This window comes from Sporosarcina sp. UB5 (genome assembly GCF_050859005.1).
Taxonomy (GTDB): domain Bacteria; phylum Bacillota; class Bacilli; order Bacillales_A; family Planococcaceae; genus Sporosarcina.
In genome coordinates, this window is sequence record NZ_CP125984.1 from 2,491,108 (window position 1) to 2,510,857 (window position 19,750).

Sequence of the window (19,750 nt, forward strand, 5' to 3'; positions counted from 1 at the left end):
AGGAAATTTTCCTATTTCGCAAAGATATTTTGAAAGTTTTTTATTGACCACTCACGGATAGTACGTTATAATTTTTTAGTACAAGGAGTAACGCCTTGTTTCGAAGTGTGCTCGGAGGGAGGGACAAGAGATATGACGAAAACTGTCGTTCGCAAAAATGAATCGCTTGAAGATGCTCTTCGCCGCTTCAAACGTACTGTATCAAAAAGTGGTACAATACAAGAGGTAAGAAAGCGTGAGTTCTACGAGAAACCAAGTGTCAGACGTAAAAAGAAGTCTGAGGCTGCTCGTAAGCGTAAATTCTAATATCTGTCCATATTAACTAACAAAAATAAGCATGTTTATGTATGAAACCGGAAAATCCTTTAAGGGTTTTCCGGTTTTTGTACATAAGAAATGAAACCTTTTAACAAGGCAATACGTAAAGAATGTATAATGGTTATAAAGAAAGAGAAAGAGGTGAATGAACGAATGCGGAAAATGATTGGGAAGCTTCTCCTGTTCATTTTATTCCTATCTGCGATTTCAATCCCTTTTGCAAATACGGATGCGGCTGCAGAAAAAGTATATCATGTGAAACTAAATAAAGAGGTCGAAAAAGGCCTTTATGCATATTTGAAACGGTCGTTTAATGAAGCAGAGGAAGCCGGAGCGAAAGCAATCATCCTTGAAATCCATACAAATGGAGGCTTTGTTGACGCAGCTGGAGAAATAGGGAAGCTGATGGATGAGACTGACCCTGAAATCTTTGCCTATATTAACTACAAAGCAATTTCCGCTGGGGCATACATCGCACTCCATGCTGACAAGATCTACATGTCTCCGAATGGCAAGATCGGTGCAGCCCAAGTAGTCGAAGGAACTACTGGAAATGCCGTGGATGTTAAAGCGCATAGTTTATGGGTAGCCGAAATGAAAAGTGCTGCAGAATCGCATAATCGTAAACCTGAATTTGCGGAAGCGATGGCAGAACCGTCTATTGAGATGCCGGAATACCGTGCTGGAAAAGGTCAGTTATTAACATTGACAGCAAGCGAAGCGGCAGAATCCGAAGTCGGTTATAGTGAAGGGACCGTATCGTCTATCCAAGAAATTCTGAAACTGAATAAGCTAGAAAATGCTGAAATTGTACAGACGCATGTAACGTTCACAGAAGGTATCGCGCGGTTCGTCACACATCCGATTGTCGTTCCGATCCTATTGTCGATAGCTGGATTGGGACTCGTTGTGGAGTTGTACTCACCGGGATTTGGGGTACCGGGCACGATGGCACTTTCCGCATTGCTACTATTCTTTTTCGGACATCTCATTGCGGGACTTGCCGGATATGAAACATTAATTCTGTTTATTATTGGAATTGGGCTCATCATACTTGAGTTTTTTGTGGCAGGTGGGATAGCTGGTGTCCTTGGATCTGTCGCGATCGTTGTAAGTATTATTTTGGCGGGTGGCAATCCGATGTACATGGCGTATTCTGTCCTCATCGCGATTGCAGTCGCTATAAGCGGGATGGTGATCATTATGAAGTTTTTCGGAAGAAAATTGCATTTGTTAAATAAGGTCGTCCTCATGGATTCGACAGATACAGAAAGTGGTTATGTGTCGAATGTCAATCGTGTCGAATTGCTCGGCAAGAAGGCGATTACAATTACTCCTCTTCGTCCGTCCGGTACGGTTGATATGGAAGGAGAGCGGATCGATGTTGTGTCACAAGGAAGTTACATCGATAGAGGAAAACATGTTATCATTGTAAAGGTTGAAGGTTCTCGGATTGTAGTTCGGGAATTAGTAGAAAAGGAGGAGAATGAATAATGTTTGAAACAGCTATGGCAACTGGAGGATTGTTTGTGACAGGTGGTCTCGTTATTTTAGCGATCATCATATTGTCAGTATTTTTCACGCTCGTACCTGTAACACTATGGATATCTGCGCTTGCAGCAGGTGTACGTGTAAGCATTTTCACATTAATTGGTATGCGTCTTCGCCGGGTAATCCCGAGTCGAGTCGTCAATCCGTTAATTAAGGCGCATAAAGCCGGATTGAGTGTTTCAATTAACCAGCTTGAAAGCCACTACTTGGCTGGAGGTAACGTCGACCGTGTTGTCAATGCATTGATTGCGGCACATCGTGCGAATATCGAATTGTCATTTGAACGTGCAGCAGCAATCGATCTTGCTGGGCGTGACGTTCTTGAGGCGGTTCAAATGTCCGTAAACCCAAAAGTTATTGAAACTCCATTCATCGCTGGTGTTGCAATGAATGGTATCGAAGTGAAGGCGAAGGCACGTATTACAGTCCGTGCAAACATCGATCGACTTGTCGGTGGTGCAGGTGAAGAAACGGTAGTTGCACGTGTCGGAGAAGGTATCGTTTCGACAATCGGTTCTTCGGTTGACCATGCGAAAGTTTTGGAAAACCCTGATTTAATATCTCAAACAGTTTTGGCAAAAGGACTTGACTCCGGAACTGCATTTGAAATTTTATCCATTGATATCGCGGACGTTGATATCGGTAAAAACATCGGTGCTGAACTTCAAACTGAACAAGCGCTAGCTGATAAGAACATTGCGCAGGCGAAAGCGGAAGAACGTCGTGCAATGGCTGTTGCAAACGAGCAAGAAATGAAAGCGAAAGTCCAAGAGATGCGCGCGAAAGTCGTCGGTGCAGAGGCAGAAGTTCCTCTTGCGATGGCTGAAGCTCTCCGGACCGGCAACATCGGTATTATGGATTATATGAATTATAAAAATATCCAAGCTGACACGGGCATGCGTGATTCAATCAGTAAAATTGGTGTGGATCAGCAAAAACCGGATACAACGAAAGAGTGACGTTTGAGCTGAAAATTCCCGGAAAGGGGATGCGCAGATGGAATCGTTGATTATACTAATCGTCATGGGAATCATCAGTTCGTTCTTCAAAGGGAAAAAATCTAAAGAAGCACCGAAGACGCAAAAGAGACAACCGACGGCACAAACAGACGTTAATGATCCTATGCGGAAGTTGAAAGAAATGACTCAGGAGATGTACAAGGAAATTCAACGTGAATTTAAAACTGACATCGATGAGCCTCCAAGTAGGCAATCACCTGAGCGAAAACCCGCGCCTGTCATTTCAATTCCTACAGAGGTGAGGGAAGTCGAAAGACGTAGTGTCGTAAACACGACTCAGGCACCTTCTGATAAGAAGATTGACAGGACATCAACAACCCGGGAACAAACGCATCGTGGTCGATTGTCGGTTCATCAAGGGAGCCTCGTATCGAAAGAGTCGATGGACTATCACGAGATGATTCCGAAAAATGAAGAGGACCTACTAAAAGGTATTATCTTCTCTGAAATTTTTGGTCCTCCAAAATCAAAACAATAATCATTGACCCCCTACCCAAATCATAGGCTTGGATAGGGGGTTTTATCTTGAAAAAATTATTTAAAATGAACTCATCCGTAACGATTGAAGAATTTGTTTTAGTTAGAATTACTGGTCCATATTCATTAATGAAACTAGGACCCGATTATGCAGTGATCCGGAGCGGAGACCACGTCATTGAAGCATCCGGAGAGGATCTTATCGTCGAAACGTTGTCGGAGGAGATTGCAGTATTTTCATTTGAAACGTTAAAAAATGTAAACATTAAAGAAATGACAAATGGACAGGATGCCTATGATTCATAAACGGTATTTCGTCGTGCTCACTGGCAAATTGGATCCGTCTAAATTTTTAACATTCCTTGCAAGTTCCGGCGTAAAAATTTCCGGGCTAACCGAAACCGGAAAAGGGATTCAATTCCGTACTGATAGAAAAGGGATCCAAGTCATAAGGACACATAGGCGTAAGTATAAAATGAAAGTATCTATTAAGCCTGCAGATGAGGGGACCGTGGAAAAAAGGATTTTTTCGTCCTTTCGCTTTTTAATCGCATGTATTATTCCGCTCATCGCTTCTTTATTCCTTTGGAAAATTGAGATAGAAACTGATGTGCCTGAAGTATCGGAACGGATAGCAAACAAATTGGAGGAAACGTCGATTACTAAGCTCCGACCGCTTTCCATGATTCCGGATGAAGGGGAAATACGTAGGGCACTCATGTCTGAAGATCCATCCCTCTCATGGGTAAGGTTCAAAAGATCAGGAAGTACGTTGACGGTCATACCGATGCTCTCTCCAAAATTAAATGACAGCGTAGAGAAGACTGGACCTCCATCCGACCTTGTTGCCCGTACCGGCGGTGTCGTAACAAGTTTTCAGTTGAGTAGAGGGGAGAGGGTTGCCCGTGTCCATCAAACTGTGAAAAGAGGGGATTTACTTGCGACAGGTATACTGGAGCAGGGGAATAAACGTACAGTCGTCGGGGCGGAAGGAGCTGTATATGCAGACTTTTGGTCGGAATACTCATTCAAAATTCCTAAAATCGTAAATTACCATCTGCTTGGGGAAGAAAATATTATTATTCATTGGCAGTCTCCGATTGTATGGAACGAGGAAAGGGTACCTAAGCTCCAGCCTTTCATCCGGACAGAGAAGTATCGGGAAGATCGTATCGCCCAATTCGAGTTAACAGAAGGAATGGAGAAAGATGTCATCATTCCATTAGTAAAATATAAAATATTGACCGAAACACAAACAGATCTCATCATAAAAGATGAAAATATTTTACACTTGACGTTCGGAAATGATACAGTTGAGGGGACTATATTATTTTTAATGAACGAAAATATAGCGATAAAAAGACCGATATCCCAAGGAGACTGAAACTATTGAGCGAACAACTGATTCAACTTCATATAGAGGAACCGAATGAGGCTGTCATGCTGCTCGGCATTTCCGATCAAAATATGAAATTGATTGAAGAATCTATGAATATTTCTATCCTTACTCGTGGAGATACTGTTTCACTAACTGGTGAAGAACAGGATATTATTGCTGGAAAGTATCTTCTTGAACAACTATTGAAAGTAATACGTAAAGGTATCAATATTAACTTACGCGATATTTCCACAGCGATTGAAATGGTGAAAAGTGGTACGATTGAATATTTCGCCGAATTGTATGATGAAGAAATTGCACGTACTGCAAAAGGGAAGGCAATTCGGGCGAAGACAATCGGTCAGCGGGAGTATATCCACGCAATACGGAAAAATGATCTTGTTTTCTGTATTGGTCCTGCTGGTACAGGAAAGACATATCTTGCTGTCGTTCTTGCCGTACAGGCAATGAAGATAGGGTCCGTCAAACGAATTATTTTGACGCGTCCTGCTGTTGAAGCTGGTGAAAGTCTCGGATTTCTTCCCGGTGACTTAAAAGAGAAGGTGGATCCTTATTTACGACCTCTCTACGATGCGTTGCATGACGTTTTAGGGTCTGAGCACACAGAAAGGCTCATTGAGCGTGGGGTAATTGAAATCGCTCCGCTAGCGTATATGAGGGGCCGTACACTTGATGATGCATTCGTCATCCTCGATGAAGCTCAGAATACGACGAAGGCACAAATGAAAATGTTCTTAACACGATTAGGTTTTGGTTCCAAAATGGTGATTACAGGGGACAAGACACAAATCGATTTACCTAGAGGTGTTGAATCAGGCTTGAATGCTTCTGAATCGATCTTAAAAAAAGTTCCTGAAATACATTTTCAATATTTGGAGCAAGGAGACGTCGTCCGGCACCCAATCGTTGCAAAAATCATTGAAGCTTATGAAAGTGAGCAGTCATCCTGAAGTGACTGCTCTTTCCTCATTTAACTAAATATGCGAATGATAAAGAGAGATAGGGGGGATTGTTTGTGTTCGCACCCATTATTAAGCGTTTCAAATCATTGAAATTCAAATACTTGGCACTGTTTGTCATCGGCTTGGCAGCTATCGCATTATTTTCCCTCATGTACGGCAATATAAAGCAGGAAACGTATGAACTCCATGAATTCAAAATATCCCCGAAGACAATTCGTTCTTTGAAAACAGTCGAGGATACGGTGAAAACGGAGCAGGAAAAACGGAGAATTGAATCTGAAGTGACACCGTTTTACCAGTTTTCAGAGGATATTGCTAAAAACAGAGCAGCTATCGCGGTAGAGTTATTGGAGTTTATTATCGAAGAGAAACAAGTGAATACTTTAGATAACGAAGACATAGACAAAATAGGAAAGACGCGTTCGGAGCAGATTAAGACAGTTAGGGAAAAATTGCTGAAGTTGGAAAAAGAGGAGCCGGGTCTCCGACTGACAGATGATGCAATTTCAAGCTTATTGAACAGAGATATCTCGGTCTTGCGGAAAATCCAGAGCGAAATTGCTGGAATTATCGGTGAGGAATTGTCCAAACCTGTACGAAGTAGTGATTTGTCCTCCGTTCGCTATGAAGTGGAAAGGAAGCTTCGTTTGTCCGAAGCAATTCCCCCTGGGGAGTTGCAGACATTAATTACGCTAGGAAGATCGCTCGTCGTCGAAACGGAAACGATTAATAAAGAGCTGACTGACAAAAGGATAGAAGAGGAAAAAAATGCTGTACAGCCGACAAGGATCCTTCAAGGACAAGTTATTGTCCGAGAAGGGCAATTCATCGACTCTGAAATTTACAGACAGTTGGAATTGACGGGCTTGTTGACGAATCATTCTTCCACAAAACCGATGGCAGGTCTCATCCTGTTCATACTATTTGTGTCAGCTATCGTTTACATGCACTTCCTAACATGGCGGGAAGATAGTAAGAAGAAAAAGAAATCATTGTTAATTATTTATTCTATCTTTTTTATTCTCGTTACTATGATGAAGCTTATTAGTTTAATTGATAAGGAGTTTGATGTGCAGATTGCATTCTTATTCCCGACAGCGCTTGCACCACTCCTTGTAAAGTTACTGACGAATGAAAGGCTAGCTTTCATGATGACGATTATCACGGCGGCAACCGCTGGTATTATGTTACAAGAAGGGTTCGCAGCCATCATGCAAATGGAGATTGCCCTTTATATTCTGTTCAGCGGTGTCTTCAGCATTTATGTTTTAGGCAATAACGGAAGAAGATCGAATATTTTACGGACGAGTCTCGTTGTAGCGATGTCCAATATTCTTTTCATAGGTTTCTATTTATTGATGACTCAGTCTTCATACAATCTTTCCGAGTTGGTGTTCTACTTAATAGCGGCGGTGACATCAGGAATCTTATCGGGAGCGTTAACAATTGGACTGATGCCTTTTTTTGAATCTGCTTTCGGATTGTTGTCAGATATGAGGTTAATTGAATTATCGAATCCAAATCATCCACTATTAAAGAAAGTGCTTACCGAAACACCGGGTACATACCATCATAGTGTAATGGTCGCAAATTTGGCGGATGCTGCTTGTGAATCTGTAGGGGCGAATGGATTACTCGCTAGGGTCGGAAGTTATTATCATGATATCGGTAAAACGATCCGTCCTAGTTTTTTCATTGAAAACCAACACGGCTCCATGAATCCGCACGATGAATTGCCACCGGAAAAAAGCCGTGATATCATTATTTCCCATGCAAATGACGGAGCCGATTTGCTAGCGAAGCATAAAATGCCAATTGAAATCATTGATATTGCAAGGCAACATCATGGAACAAGTTTTTTAAAATTTTTCTTTGTAAAGGCGAAGGAATTAGGACAGGATGTAGTGGAGGATGATTTCCGATATCCGGGACCTAAACCACAGACGAAGGAAATTGCAATTATTTCAATTGCGGATAGTGTTGAAGCTGCAGTGCGTTCCATGAAGGAGCCAACTCCTGAAAAAATTGCCAATCTCGTCAAATCAATTATTGCTTCTAAATTAAATGATGGGCAATTCGATGAATGCGACTTGTCGATGAAGGAATTGAAAACAGTTGAAAATGTTATATGCAAAACATTGAACGGCATTTTCCATAGCCGGATTGAATATCCGGACTGATTAGAAGGAAGGTAAAAAAATGCTCGATATTTATTTTAATGATGAAACGGGAAAAGTGACTGATGAGATTACCCGACTTGTAGAAGATTTGTTAAACCATGCAGCTGGAATGGAAGGACTTTCTGGTCATCCTGAAGTGTCCGTAACGTTTATGACGGATGAGGAAATTAGGAAAATTAATGCTGAATATAGAGGGAAAGATAAGGCAACTGATGTTATTTCATTTGCGCTTGAGGAAACCGTAGAAGGAGAAGTTGCAATTGTTCAGGAAGAGGGCATGCCTATCGTCCTTGGAGACATTCTCATATCTACCGAGACGGCTGCACGGCAGTCAGTTGAATATGGTCATGATGCAATGCGAGAAATTGGATTTCTCGCATTGCATGGATTCCTTCATCTCTTAGGGTACGATCATCTAACTGAAGAAGATGAAAAGAAGATGTTCGGGAGACAAAAGGAAATTCTGACATCGTTCGGCCTTGAAAGGTAGGTAGGAAATGCATCCTTTCTTCAAGTCATTTCATTACGCCTTTAAGGGGATACGACATGGAATTCAGACTGAACGAAATTTGAGGTTGCATGTCTTGGCAGTTATCGTCGTAACGATTGCAGGTGTTTTCACAAGTCTGAGCGCGACAGAATGGTGTATCATTCTCATTCTTTTCGGTGGGATGATCGCTTTGGAAATGATTAATTCAGCGATTGAACGGACAGTGGATCTTATTACAAAAGAGATTCACCCAGTTGCTGGACAGGCGAAGGATCTTTCGTCGGGAGCCGTTTTGATTTTTGCAATTATCTCCGCAATTATCGGTTTGATCATTTTCATTCCTAAATGGTTTTAATAATACTTACGTCGAGGTGTAATTATGGATAAAGAAAAATTAATAGAAGAAGCGAAAATCGCACGGCAGAACGCATACGTGCCTTATTCGAATTTTCAAGTAGGGGCAGCATTATTGACGGAAGACGGCCACGTTTACCACGGCTGCAATATCGAAAATTCAGCATATAGCATGACGAATTGCGCGGAAAGGACGGCTTTCTTCAAAGCAATTTCAGATGGAATTACTAAATTCAAAGCGTTGGCGGTAACAGGCGATACAGAAGGCCCAATTTCACCATGTGGCGCATGCAGACAAGTAATCGCTGAATTTTGCCAATCGGATATGCCCGTCTATTTGACGAATCTAAACGGTAAAGTGAAAGAGACGACTGTCGGAGAATTGTTACCGGGTGCGTTTTCAAAGGAGGATTTAGACTATGCAGATGGGCAACGATAAATTTAAGTCAGGCTTCATATCAATTATTGGGAGACCGAATGTCGGCAAATCCACATTTTTAAATCGAGTCGTCGGACAGAAAATTGCCATCATGAGCGATAAGCCTCAAACGACGAGAAATAAAGTGCAAGGTGTCGTTACAACGGACAACTCTCAGCTCGTTTTTATCGATACTCCTGGTATTCATAAACCGAAGCATAAGCTTGGAGATTTCATGGTGAAATCCGCGCGCAATACGTTAAAAGAAGTCGATGTGATCATGTTCATGGTGAATGCGAATGAACCGATTGGTGGGGGGGACAGGTTCATTATCGATATATTGCAAAACACGGAAACTCCGGTCTTCCTCGTAATTAATAAAATTGACCTCGTCCATCCCGACGACCTTTTGACGACAATCACTTCGTATACGAAGGAATATGACTTTGCGGAAATCGTTCCTTTATCCGCGTTGAATGGCAATAATGTTGAACGATTAATGGAAACATTGACGAACTACTTACCTGAAGGACCGAAATACTATCCGGACGACCAAGTGACGGACCATCCGGAACGCTTCATCATTTCTGAATTCATACGGGAAAAGGTTTTGCATTTGACGCGTGAGGAAATACCGCACTCGGTCGCTGTCGTTATCGAGAAAATTGAAAGAGATGAAAGCCGCGGTCTTGTTGATGTCGCTGCTACAATCATTGTCGATAGGGATTCACAAAAAGGGATTGTCATCGGTAAGAAAGGTGCTCTCTTGAAAGAAATCGGAACGAAAGCTAGGCATGACATCGAAATGCTGTTAGGATCAAAAGTATTTTTGGAGCTATGGGTAAAAGTGCAAAAAGACTGGCGCAACAAACCCGGTCAACTCCGAGAATTCGGATTCCGTGAAGACGAATATTAATTAGGAGTGGTGTCCTTGCTGAATAAATGGGAAGGAATCATCCTAAGGAGCATACCATACGGCGAATCGAATAAAATAGTTACTCTCTACACACGTGAGGCAGGAAAAATGACAGCGATGGCGAGAGGAGCTAAAAAACCGGCTAGCCGTTTAGCAGCCGTAACCCAGTCATTCACTCATGGATATTATCTTCTTAGATCCGGGCGTGGGATGGGGACGCTTGAACAAGGTGAGTCGATTAATTCGATGCGTCATATCCGCGAGGATCTTGAGGCGACAGCGTATGCCTGCTACATAGTGGAGCTAATAGACCGATTGACAGAAGACTATGGACAAAGCCCGAATGTCTTTGGGTTGCTATATGAAGCATTACATGCAATTAATGAACAATACGACCCGGAAGCAATTGCTTTATTCGTTGAGTGGAAGATGCTACCCGTTGCAGGTGTCCATCCAGTTTTACACGAATGCGCGAATTGTGGAGCTACAGAAGGTGAATTTGCTTTCTCGTTTCAGGAGATTGGATTCCTTTGCCATCGTTGCTTTCAAATCGACCCGTATATTGTGAGGATTACTCCGACGCAACTAAGGTTAATCCGCACCTTTTTCACAGTTCCAATCCAACAAGTTGGATCATTGGACTTGAAAAAAGCGACAAAACAATTCATGAGAAAAATCGTTCGGACAGTTTACGACGAACAAGTTGGAGTCCGATTAAAATCTAGGTCATTTCTAGATCAATTGGAGCGGACACCTGAACTATTGCCACAAAAAGAAAAACCGGAGGAAAAAGGCGAATGACCTTTTTCTCCGGTTTTTTCATTTTATGTTAAAATACTAGATGTTTTTCGATATATTCTTTAACATCTGCAATCGGCATACGAACTTGTTCCATCGAATCGCGGTGTCTCACAGTCACTTGGCGATCTTCCTCTGAATCGAAATCGTATGTGATACAGAATGGAGTACCGATTTCGTCCTGTCTGCGGTAACGTCTTCCGATTGATTGAGAATCGTCATATTGAGTCGCAAAGTGCTTGCGTAACTCAGCATATACTTCTTCTGCACCTTCCGAAAGTTTCTTGGATAAAGGAAGGACTGCTGCTTTAATAGGAGCGATTGCAGGATGGAAGCGCATAACTGTACGCTTGTCATCTCCTTCAAGCTCTTCTTCGTCAAATGCATCACATAGGAATGCCAATGTCACACGGTCCGCACCTAGGGAAGGCTCGATGCAATATGGAATGTATTTCTCATTCGTCACTGGGTCTTGATAGTGGAAATCCTCACCAGAATGTTCCATATGGCGGGATAAATCGAAATCTGTACGGTTCGCAATTCCCCATAGCTCTCCCCAACCGAATGGGAATTTATATTCGATATCGACTGTTCCTTTCGAGTAATGCGAAAGTTCTTCTTCATTATGCTCGCGCAAACGAATATTTCCAACCGTCAATCCGAGATCCAATAGCCATTTCTCGGAGAAGTCTCTCCAATACTCATACCATTTCATATCTTCGCCAGGCTTACAAAAGAACTCCAATTCCATTTGTTCGAATTCGCGTGTACGGAACGTAAAGTTACCTGGTGTGATCTCATTACGGAAGCTCTTTCCGATCTGTGCAATTCCAAATGGCATCTTTTTACGCATGGATCGCTGTACATTTTTAAAGTTGACGAAAATCCCTTGCGCTGTTTCAGGACGTAAAAAGATTTCATTCGCAGATGAATCAGTAACGCCTTGAGACGTTTTGAACATCAGGTTGAATTGGCGGATGCCAGTGTAATCCATAGCACCGCAGCTAGGGCAGACGATATTATGTTCGTTGATGAGTTCTTCCATCTTTTCAAACGGCATACCATCTACGACTATTTCCATGCCCTTTTCATCAAGTGCATCCTCAATCAGCTTATCAGCACGATGACGTGTTTTACATTTCTTACAGTCGATCATCGGATCGTTGAAGTTTCCGATATGTCCGGAAGCTTCCCATACTTTTGGATTCATGAGGATAGCAGCGTCAAGCCCTTCGTTATAAGGCGACTCCTGCACAAACTTTTGCCACCATGCACGTTTAATATTATTTTTCAGCGCAATACCGAGCGGACCGTAATCCCAAGTGTTCGCTAAGCCGCCGTATATTTCCGATCCTGGAAATACAAAGCCCCTTTGTTTCGATAAATTTACAATCTGTTCCATTGAGTACATGTAAAATCCCTCCAATTAAAATAAGCACCCATCCCCGGACATGAAGTCCGAGGACGAGTGCATAATGACCCGCGGTTCCACCTCGATTGGCTGCAAAGTGCAACCCTCTTAAAGAAACACTAGCTCCAGGCTGCCGTTTCATGCCAATACGGGCTTCCACTCTCCCCGTTCGCTTTAGGTGGCATTACTCATAGACCTATCTTCGCCTATTGAATTCTGTATTAGTGTAGCATGCTTCATGTTTCTCTGCAATTAATATCGCTACTCCCATTTAATACAGCCTATGTTTTTCCTTTTAATAATGTTTTCAAAGCCATGTTGATTTCCGTTCCGAGCGGACGCTTTCCGTGGGGCGTGCGGTGAGCCTCCTCGTCGCCAAAACCGTGCTCCTGCGGGGTCTCACCTGACACGCATATCCCACAGGAGTCGCCGCTCTGCACTCCAATCAACAGATATCGCCTTGTTAGTAAACAATCCAAAATGCATATCAATATTGTATCTACCTTTTTCTGATATACCTCGATCATCTCGACATTGTAAAGCGTGGTTGTGATGATAACCCTCCAAGAGCAAAAAAGATAGGGGAAAGATGTTTATTACCAATTATAGAAACTTATTATTCTTTAAAAGCGTAAGCAAATCGCTTATTTAACTAAAAAAGTCTTTTATTGGAATAACTTATTAATTGCAAGTGAGCGCTTGATAGAAAATATTGTTGATGCGCATTTACGAAATATTGTTTTTTTCAATTGCAGGTAAGTTTAATAAGCCTTAAGACCGAGTTTAGAATACTTTTTGGGTCTGATTCTCGGATTTCAATCGTATGGTAAGATGGCTTTATCCAATAATTGGTGTCAGATAGTTTAAGTAAATAGATTGGAGTTAGTAAAAGGGGGAATTAAATTGAATCAGGAAAAGGCGAAAATTCTTATACTTGGCAGCTTCCATATGTCCGAAGTCGAGGGGCTGGATGCGTATCAAAGGCAAATGGAAATCGAGGAATTGGTATTGAAAATAGAAAAATTCAAACCGACCAAGATTGCGGTTGAAATGGAACCGAAGGACAGTGAGGCGTGTAATGAACAATATAAGCGATATCAATCGGGTTCATTTCCATTACCAATCAATGAAATCTACCAGGTAGGCTTCCGGTTGGGCGTTGAGCTCGGGCATGACGAAATCTATCCGACTGATTGGATGGGGAATCCAGAGTTGAGCTTCAGTGAAGTACAGAGTTGGGCGGAGGCACACCAACCGGAGATGTTAAAAGAAATACTTGCAGGAGTCGAGGGATACCCTGCATGGACGGAGGATAAAACTGTACTGGACTACTACAGAGAGTTAAATGAGCCAGCCTTCCTTGGTCTGTTACATAAAATTCATTTGAACATTGCACGCGTCGGTGAAGTCGATCACTATGTTGGGATGAACTGGCTCAGTTGGTGGTATAAGAGGAATCTGATCATGTTTTCCAACTTATCCCGCCTCATCGAATCCGAGGAGGAACGCATTCTATTCATCGTAGGAATCGGGCACTCTTCCATTGTCACGAAGTTCATTGAGGAAAGTGAACTTTGCGAGGTCGTTGAACCCCTTCTTTATCTGACCTGAAAATATTATTTTTTTTCGGATATTCCAGAATCGAATGCGATTGTGGAATAAGTAATATACCGGAATTAATATCAAGATATAAGGCGAGTACAAAGACGCACAGGCGTGACATGCTGTGCATTTATACTTGCCTTATCTATTGTCAATATGTGTTTATAGCATCTACCTTTTTTCACTAACAACAACTTGATGATTTAACACAACCTGTTAAAAACTATTCCAATTGATTGGAGTGCAGATCGGCGACTCCAGCGGGAACAGCGCGAGCTGAAGACCCTGGACTGAGCGAAAGCCGTTACGAAGAACGGCTTTTGCGAGTAAAAGCGCAGCGTTACGAGCATGATGTGGCTGCCTTAATTTCTGCAAAAGGCGCAGAAATACGGCAAATCGAACCCTTCGCTGTTCGATTGGCTAAAGCCGTGCCCGCGGAAAGCGTCCGATCGGAACGGAAATCAATGGTGTTTGTAGTAAGCTATAACTTTTACATTCCACCCACAAACATTTTACTCATATCGCGCTTCTTGGCTTCTAAGGGAAAAATAGAGGCATTGAGTTAGGAATTCTGAATGTAAAATGCTATACTAATCAAGGATATATTATCGAACGATTAGGGCGGTGATTCATTTGGAATTGAATAAGCGCCAGACCGAAATCCTTGAAATTGTCAAATTGGATGGTCCAATTACTGGTGAGCAGATTGCAGAGAGGTTAAGTCTTGCTAGAGCAACGATAAGGCCCGACTTGGCAATCCTGACAATGGCGGGCTATTTGGATGCAAGGCCGCGTGTAGGCTACTTCTATTCTGGGAAAAAACCGACCCAATCTGTCGCTGATGGTATGATTGGAATGAAAGTCGGTGATTTCCAATCCATTCCTGTCGTTGTCAATGAAAACGTGACAGTGTATGACGCAATCTGTCAAATGTTTCTTGAAGATGTAGGAACGTTGTTTGTTGTAGACAAGTCCTCCTGTCTAACAGGAGTACTATCACGTAAAGATCTATTGCGAACGAGTCTTGGTAGCGGAGAACTGGATAAAATTCCAGTCCATGTCATTATGACAAGGATGCCGAATATTACATATTGCAAAAAACAGGATTCCCTCATTCAAGTCGCAAAGAAAATGATTGAACAACAAATCGACTCACTTCCTGTCGTGATGGTGAAAGACGAAGGACTGGATGTCGTCGGAAGAATTACAAAGACGAATATTACGCGTGCGTTTCTATCGCTAGCTGAAGATCATGAATTATGAGCGGTTGCCTTTTTGAGCATATTGAAAGAGGAGTGATACAATGAGGAAGTTGACATTGTTCATCGTTTCCGATTCTGTCGGAGAGACAGCGGATTTAGTTGCTAAGGCAGCGGCAAGCCAATTCAGACAGGATCTTGAAACGGTTTCAACGAAACGTTTTTCACATGTGGAAGATGAATCTCAATTGCGTGAAATTGCATATTTGGCAAAACGACAAAATGCTATCATCATTTATACACTTGTGAAAAGCTGTATGCGAAAGAAACTAAAAGAGGAATGCAGGAACAATGGTTTGCAATGTATTGACCTGCTTGGGCCGATTGTCGAAGAAATTGGATCGTCACTTGACGAGCAACCGTTTGAAGAGCCGGGGCTTGTGCGACAGTTGGACAATGATTATTTCAAAAAAATTGAGGCAATTGAGTTTGCCGTGAAATATGACGATGGGCGAGATCCGCGAGGTGTATTGAAGGCGGACATCGTTTTAGTAGGAGTATCTCGTACATCGAAGACGCCCTTATCCCAATACCTTGCACATCGCCGGTATAAGGTTGCAAATGTTCCGCTCGTGCCGGAAGTTGATCCACCAGAAGAATTGTATCGGATAGACCCAAAGAAATGCTTTGGCTTAGTCATCTCCCCAACCGTTCTGAATTCAATCAGAAAAGAAAGATTGATAGCACTCGGCTTGAAGGATGACGCGAATTATGCGAGAATTGAACGTATCAAGCAGGAGTTGGAACATTTTGAGAAGGTCGTTTCCAAAATCGGTTGTACTGTTATCGACGTCTCGAATCGAGCTGTCGAAGAAACGGCCAACCTTATTTTAAGCGAAGTTGCCAATCACAATTCATAATATACACAAAAGAAGGACCACCCAGTGAAAAATGGTTGGTTCTTCTTTTGTGGATTGTGTACAATAGATTATTGTCCCAATAGTAATTAGCGTTTTAAGCTAAAATGATTGTTTCATAATTTTTTTGTCGAAAAAAGCAGGATTTATGAAAACAGTATCGAATTGAAGTATGTATGAAGAAAATGGTGATAGGATGTCTAAAATTCCAGAAGAGACAATCGAAGAAATCCGATCCAAAACGGATATCGTCGATCTTGTCGGTGAATATGTCCAATTGACGAAGCGGGGCAAAAACTGGTTCGGCTTATGCCCATTTCATGGGGAAAATACGCCATCCTTTTCCGTTTCCGAGGAAAAACAAATTTTTCATTGTTTCGGGTGCGGTGCTGGCGGCAATGCTATTACGTTTGTCATGGATATGGAAAACAGTCCTTTCACGGAAGCTATCTCCAAGTTAGCTAGGCGTGCAGGTATTGAACTGGAAGTAACCCATAATGAAGCTTTCAAAAGTGGGAAGACAAATGAATTCCAGCAGATGATTGATGCCCATACGCTTGCTGCCAATTTTTATAGTCATTTATTACTGAATACAGTGGAGGGTGAAAAAGCATTACATTATTTGGAGCAAAGAGGATTTTCCCGCAAGTCTATCGAAAAGTATGGTATAGGATGGTCACTTGACGACCGTGAAGTCCTCACCCAATTGTTGATCAGCAAGAAGTTCGATATGAAGGAGATGGAGAACGCTGGACTTTGCATCATGAAAAAAGATGGAACCGGGTATTTTGACAGGTTCCGTGGACGTATTATGTTTCCGTTACATGACGATAATGGAAATGTCGTCGCTTTCTCTGGAAGGATATTATCCGATTCGAAAGAAGAAGCGAAATACTTGAACAGTCCGGAAACACCCATTTTTGAAAAGAGTCGATTGCTCTATAATTTTCATAACGCACGTCTTAATGTCCGTAAAACGGGTAAAGTAATACTGTTCGAAGGTTTTATGGACACGATTGCTGCAGAACGAGCGGGAATTATGAATAGTGTTGCGGTCATGGGTACATCCTTATCTGACATCCATTTGACCAAATTACAACGTATTGCAAACCAGCTCATTATTTGTTGTGATGGTGATAATGCTGGATGGGATGCAGCAAAAAGGTTTGCACTCCTATCAACTCAAAAAGGATTGGATGCAAAAATAGCCTTATTACCGGGGGGAATGGACCCGGATGAATATATTTCTACATTTGGTGGGGAATCATTCACTGAAAAGGTAATTGGCAAGCCTCACACATATATGTCATTCATTATGGCTTATTACAAAAGGTTTAAAAATCTATCGCATGAAAACGATGTATTGCAATATATTCATGAAGTGTTGGAGGAGCTTGCACCAAAAGTCTCGCCCGTTGAACGGGATTTGATGATTCGACAACTGACGTCCGAGACAGGGGTTTCCTCGAGTGCTCTCAATGAGCAGTTGATGAAAAAGGTCGGAAAGCTTGCAAAACAGGAGAAGACGACGCGACCGGAAGGACAAGCCGTTCCAGCCGTTACACCCGATAGAAAAATGTCGGGTATTGAACGGGCTGAAAGACTTCTGTTATGCCATTTGCTTAATGATGGAAATTTATTCGACAGAATTCGGGATGACCACCAGGAGCTTTTCTTCCGCGAGGAATATGCCGAGATCTTCATAAAGTTGGCAGGATTTTATGAAGAGCACGGCACTCCTGATTTCCATAGATTCGCTGAGTCTTTGGATGACCGTGAGCTTCGCAAAGTCGTCATGGATGCGGCGATGCTAGAAAGAGACCCCGAATTTGCTGAGCAGGAAATAGAGGATTGTATTCATCATCTTAATAAGTATCGGATTATTAGACGCATTGATGAGATGATGCATGAATCCAAAGAAGCGGAAAAAATGAACGATCATACCCGGGCGCTGGAGCTGGCCAGGGAAATTATACAGCTCCGGAAATCATTATCGGCAATGTAAGCCGTATTCCGGTGAAATAAGGAGGAACGGGTATTATGACTAAAGAGCAATCAGGAGAAATGGAGCACGAAATGACATTAGATGAAGTGAAAGCAGGATTATTGGAAGCAGGAAAAAAAGCGGGGGAATTGACGCTTGAAGAAGTGACCGAGAAATTATCGGTTTTCGAGATGGAGCCGGAGCAGTTTGAAGAATTCCTTGACCAAATCGAAGCAGCAGGCATTGAAATGGAACGCAAGGATGAAGAGGAAGCGAACGCTAAGGATGAGGAACAATTCGACTTGAATGATTTGAGCGTTCCTCCAGGAGTAAAAATCAATGACCCTGTTCGTATGTATTTAAAAGAAATCGGCCGTGTCGACTTATTAACCGGAGACGAAGAAGTAAAATTGGCAATTGGCATAAAAGAGGGCGTAGAAGCGGAAGAAAAGTTGGCTGAAATGAAAAAGCCGGACCCGGCTCTCCTAGAGCTCGTCGAGAAAGGCGAAAATGCTAAGAAAAAGCTAGCAGAAGCCAACCTCCGCCTCGTCGTCAGTATCGCAAAAAGATATGTAGGACGTGGAATGCTGTTCCTCGATTTAATTCAGGAAGGGAATATGGGTCTTATTAAAGCGGTTGAAAAGTTCGACCATACGAAAGGATTTAAATTTAGTACGTATGCGACATGGTGGATTCGACAGGCAATCACTCGAGCTATAGCGGACCAGGCGCGGACAATCCGAATCCCGGTTCATATGGTCGAAACGATTAATAAACTGATTCGAGTACAGCGTCAATTGCTTCAAGACCTTGGACGCGAACCGTCTCCTGAAGAAATTGGAGAGGAAATGGACTTGACGGCCGAAAAAGTGCGGGAAATCCTTAAAATCGCACAAGAGCCAGTTTCGCTTGAAACACCTATTGGGGAAGAGGATGATTCTCACTTAGGGGATTTCATCGAAGACTCGGAAGCGCAGTCACCATCGGATCATGCTGCCTATGAATTATTGAAAGAACAGTTGGAAGATGTATTAGATACGTTGACAGACCGGGAAGAAAACGTATTACGTCTACGTTTCGGTTTGGATGATGGCAGGACGAGAACGTTAGAAGAAGTAGGGAAAGTATTCGGAGTAACCCGTGAACGGATTCGTCAAATTGAGGCGAAGGCATTACGGAAGCTAAGACACCCTTCCCGCAGTAAGAGATTGAAGGACTTTTTAGAATGATCATCATCCGCATCGGCATATTTACTATGCCGATGCGTTTTCACTTTTAAAGAATAATGATTAGGGGCGAATTAGAAATGAATGCTCAGCGAAAAAAGATCATTATCGCCGAAATTAATTATTGGAAACAAAATAAATTGCTACCGGAGCATTATTGCGATTTTCTGATTACGCTATATTCACAAGGAAATCATGAACAAGAAATTCATGCTACGGAAGCTATTTTGTTTAAAGAGAAGAAGAAGCTTAAGGCACGCGCTTTTTTTATCCAGTTAGTATACATAGTCGTTGCTTTTGCAGTACTCGGTAGTTCAATAAAATTGTGGTCTGTCTTTTTTGCAGGGGAGACGCTTTTATTGGTTGGAATTTTGATTGTGAATTGTTTATTATGGTTATTCGCTGGAAGGCTATTTAAATTGCTATACTTTACAATTTCAGGGGCATCGGGTTTAGTTTTTATAGTCTTTTACATTATGAAATCGATCGTCTAGCAACATTTGAAAGAAAGATTGTTTTAATGCCTGTC

General features: G+C 42.2%; 20 protein-coding genes. 19 read left to right on the top strand and 1 reads right to left on the bottom strand.

Features of this window, described 5'->3' with window-relative positions; translation table 11 throughout:
• Window positions 1–132 precede the first annotated feature (132 nt).
• The 13 genes from rpsU (at window position 133) to recO (ending at window position 10,885) form a co-directional block, all read left to right on the top strand.
• On the top strand, window positions 133–306 hold the full coding sequence (rpsU, locus tag QM454_RS12535) for a 30S ribosomal protein S21 (RefSeq protein ID WP_252502907.1): 174 nt from the start codon (window positions 133–135) through the stop codon (window positions 304–306).
• Between the two features lie 165 nt (window positions 307–471).
• On the top strand, window positions 472–1,812 hold the full coding sequence (locus tag QM454_RS12540) for an NfeD family protein (protein ID WP_432358533.1): 1,341 nt from the start codon (window positions 472–474) through the stop codon (window positions 1,810–1,812).
• 14 nt (window positions 1,813–1,826) lie between these two features.
• Window positions 1,827–2,828: a flotillin-like protein FloA gene (gene floA, locus QM454_RS12545; protein ID WP_432363995.1), complete on the top strand. Its 1,002-nt coding sequence runs from the start codon at window positions 1,827–1,829 to the stop codon at window positions 2,826–2,828.
• Between the two features lie 37 nt (window positions 2,829–2,865).
• Window positions 2,866–3,366 (top strand): hypothetical protein, encoded by a 501-nt coding sequence (locus QM454_RS12550; protein ID WP_432358535.1) that lies wholly within the window; start codon window positions 2,866–2,868, stop codon window positions 3,364–3,366.
• 47 nt (window positions 3,367–3,413) lie between these two features.
• Window positions 3,414–3,671, top strand: coding sequence for a hypothetical protein (locus tag QM454_RS12555; protein WP_432358537.1), 258 nt, complete (start codon window positions 3,414–3,416; stop codon window positions 3,669–3,671).
• Window positions 3,646–4,749, top strand: a complete 1,104-nt coding sequence (locus QM454_RS12560; RefSeq protein ID WP_432358539.1) for a sporulation protein YqfD — start codon at window positions 3,646–3,648, stop codon at window positions 4,747–4,749. The genes QM454_RS12555 and QM454_RS12560 overlap by 26 nt, the downstream gene beginning before the upstream one ends.
• 5 nt (window positions 4,750–4,754) lie before the next feature.
• Complete coding sequence (locus QM454_RS12565; RefSeq protein WP_432358540.1) at window positions 4,755–5,714, top strand: PhoH family protein; 960 nt, start codon at window positions 4,755–4,757, stop codon at window positions 5,712–5,714.
• A gap of 65 nt (window positions 5,715–5,779) precedes the next feature.
• Entirely contained in the window at window positions 5,780–7,906 is a 2,127-nt protein-coding gene (locus QM454_RS12570) for an HD family phosphohydrolase (protein ID WP_432358542.1), read from the top strand.
• Between the two features lie 19 nt (window positions 7,907–7,925).
• On the top strand, window positions 7,926–8,396 hold the full coding sequence (gene ybeY / locus QM454_RS12575; protein WP_432358544.1) for an rRNA maturation RNase YbeY: 471 nt from the start codon (window positions 7,926–7,928) through the stop codon (window positions 8,394–8,396).
• 7 nt (window positions 8,397–8,403) lie between these two features.
• Window positions 8,404–8,751, top strand: coding sequence for a diacylglycerol kinase family protein (locus QM454_RS12580; RefSeq protein WP_432358546.1), 348 nt, complete (start codon window positions 8,404–8,406; stop codon window positions 8,749–8,751).
• Window positions 8,752–8,775: 24 nt separating this feature from the next.
• Window positions 8,776–9,189, top strand: a complete 414-nt coding sequence (locus QM454_RS12585; RefSeq protein ID WP_432358548.1) for a cytidine deaminase — start codon at window positions 8,776–8,778, stop codon at window positions 9,187–9,189.
• Window positions 9,176–10,084, top strand: coding sequence for a GTPase Era (gene era / locus QM454_RS12590; RefSeq protein WP_432363997.1), 909 nt, complete (start codon window positions 9,176–9,178; stop codon window positions 10,082–10,084). The genes QM454_RS12585 and era overlap by 14 nt, the downstream gene beginning before the upstream one ends.
• A gap of 15 nt (window positions 10,085–10,099) precedes the next feature.
• The gene (gene recO, locus QM454_RS12595) at window positions 10,100–10,885 is read left to right on the top strand and encodes a DNA repair protein RecO (RefSeq protein WP_432358550.1); all 786 of its coding nucleotides are present in this window, start codon (window positions 10,100–10,102) and stop codon (window positions 10,883–10,885) included.
• A gap of 28 nt (window positions 10,886–10,913) precedes the next feature.
• On the opposite strand, the gene QM454_RS12600 is transcribed toward recO, so the two are convergent.
• A complete protein-coding gene (locus tag QM454_RS12600) occupies window positions 10,914–12,293 on the bottom strand; it encodes a glycine--tRNA ligase (RefSeq protein WP_432358552.1) in 1,380 nt (459 codons plus the stop codon).
• Window positions 12,294–13,196: 903 nt separating this feature from the next.
• Here QM454_RS12600 and QM454_RS12605 point away from each other — a divergent pair.
• From QM454_RS12605 to QM454_RS12630, 6 genes are all read left to right on the top strand, one after another.
• Window positions 13,197–13,904 (top strand): DUF5694 domain-containing protein, encoded by a 708-nt coding sequence (locus tag QM454_RS12605; RefSeq protein WP_432358554.1) that lies wholly within the window; start codon window positions 13,197–13,199, stop codon window positions 13,902–13,904.
• Window positions 13,905–14,519: 615 nt separating this feature from the next.
• Entirely contained in the window at window positions 14,520–15,158 is a 639-nt protein-coding gene (locus QM454_RS12610; RefSeq protein ID WP_432358556.1) for a helix-turn-helix transcriptional regulator, read from the top strand.
• Between the two features lie 40 nt (window positions 15,159–15,198).
• Window positions 15,199–16,014, top strand: coding sequence for a pyruvate, water dikinase regulatory protein (locus QM454_RS12615; RefSeq protein ID WP_432358558.1), 816 nt, complete (start codon window positions 15,199–15,201; stop codon window positions 16,012–16,014).
• A 193-nt stretch (window positions 16,015–16,207) separates the two neighbouring features.
• Window positions 16,208–18,016 carry a DNA primase gene (gene dnaG, locus QM454_RS12620; protein WP_432358560.1) on the top strand — a complete coding sequence of 603 codons (1,809 nt, stop codon included), beginning with the start codon at window positions 16,208–16,210 and terminating at the stop codon, window positions 18,014–18,016.
• A 35-nt stretch (window positions 18,017–18,051) separates the two neighbouring features.
• Window positions 18,052–19,224 carry an RNA polymerase sigma factor RpoD gene (rpoD, locus tag QM454_RS12625; protein ID WP_432358561.1) on the top strand — a complete coding sequence of 391 codons (1,173 nt, stop codon included), beginning with the start codon at window positions 18,052–18,054 and terminating at the stop codon, window positions 19,222–19,224.
• 77 nt (window positions 19,225–19,301) lie between these two features.
• Window positions 19,302–19,715 (top strand): hypothetical protein, encoded by a 414-nt coding sequence (locus QM454_RS12630; RefSeq protein WP_432358563.1) that lies wholly within the window; start codon window positions 19,302–19,304, stop codon window positions 19,713–19,715.
• The last annotated feature ends 35 nt before the right edge of the window (window positions 19,716–19,750 follow it).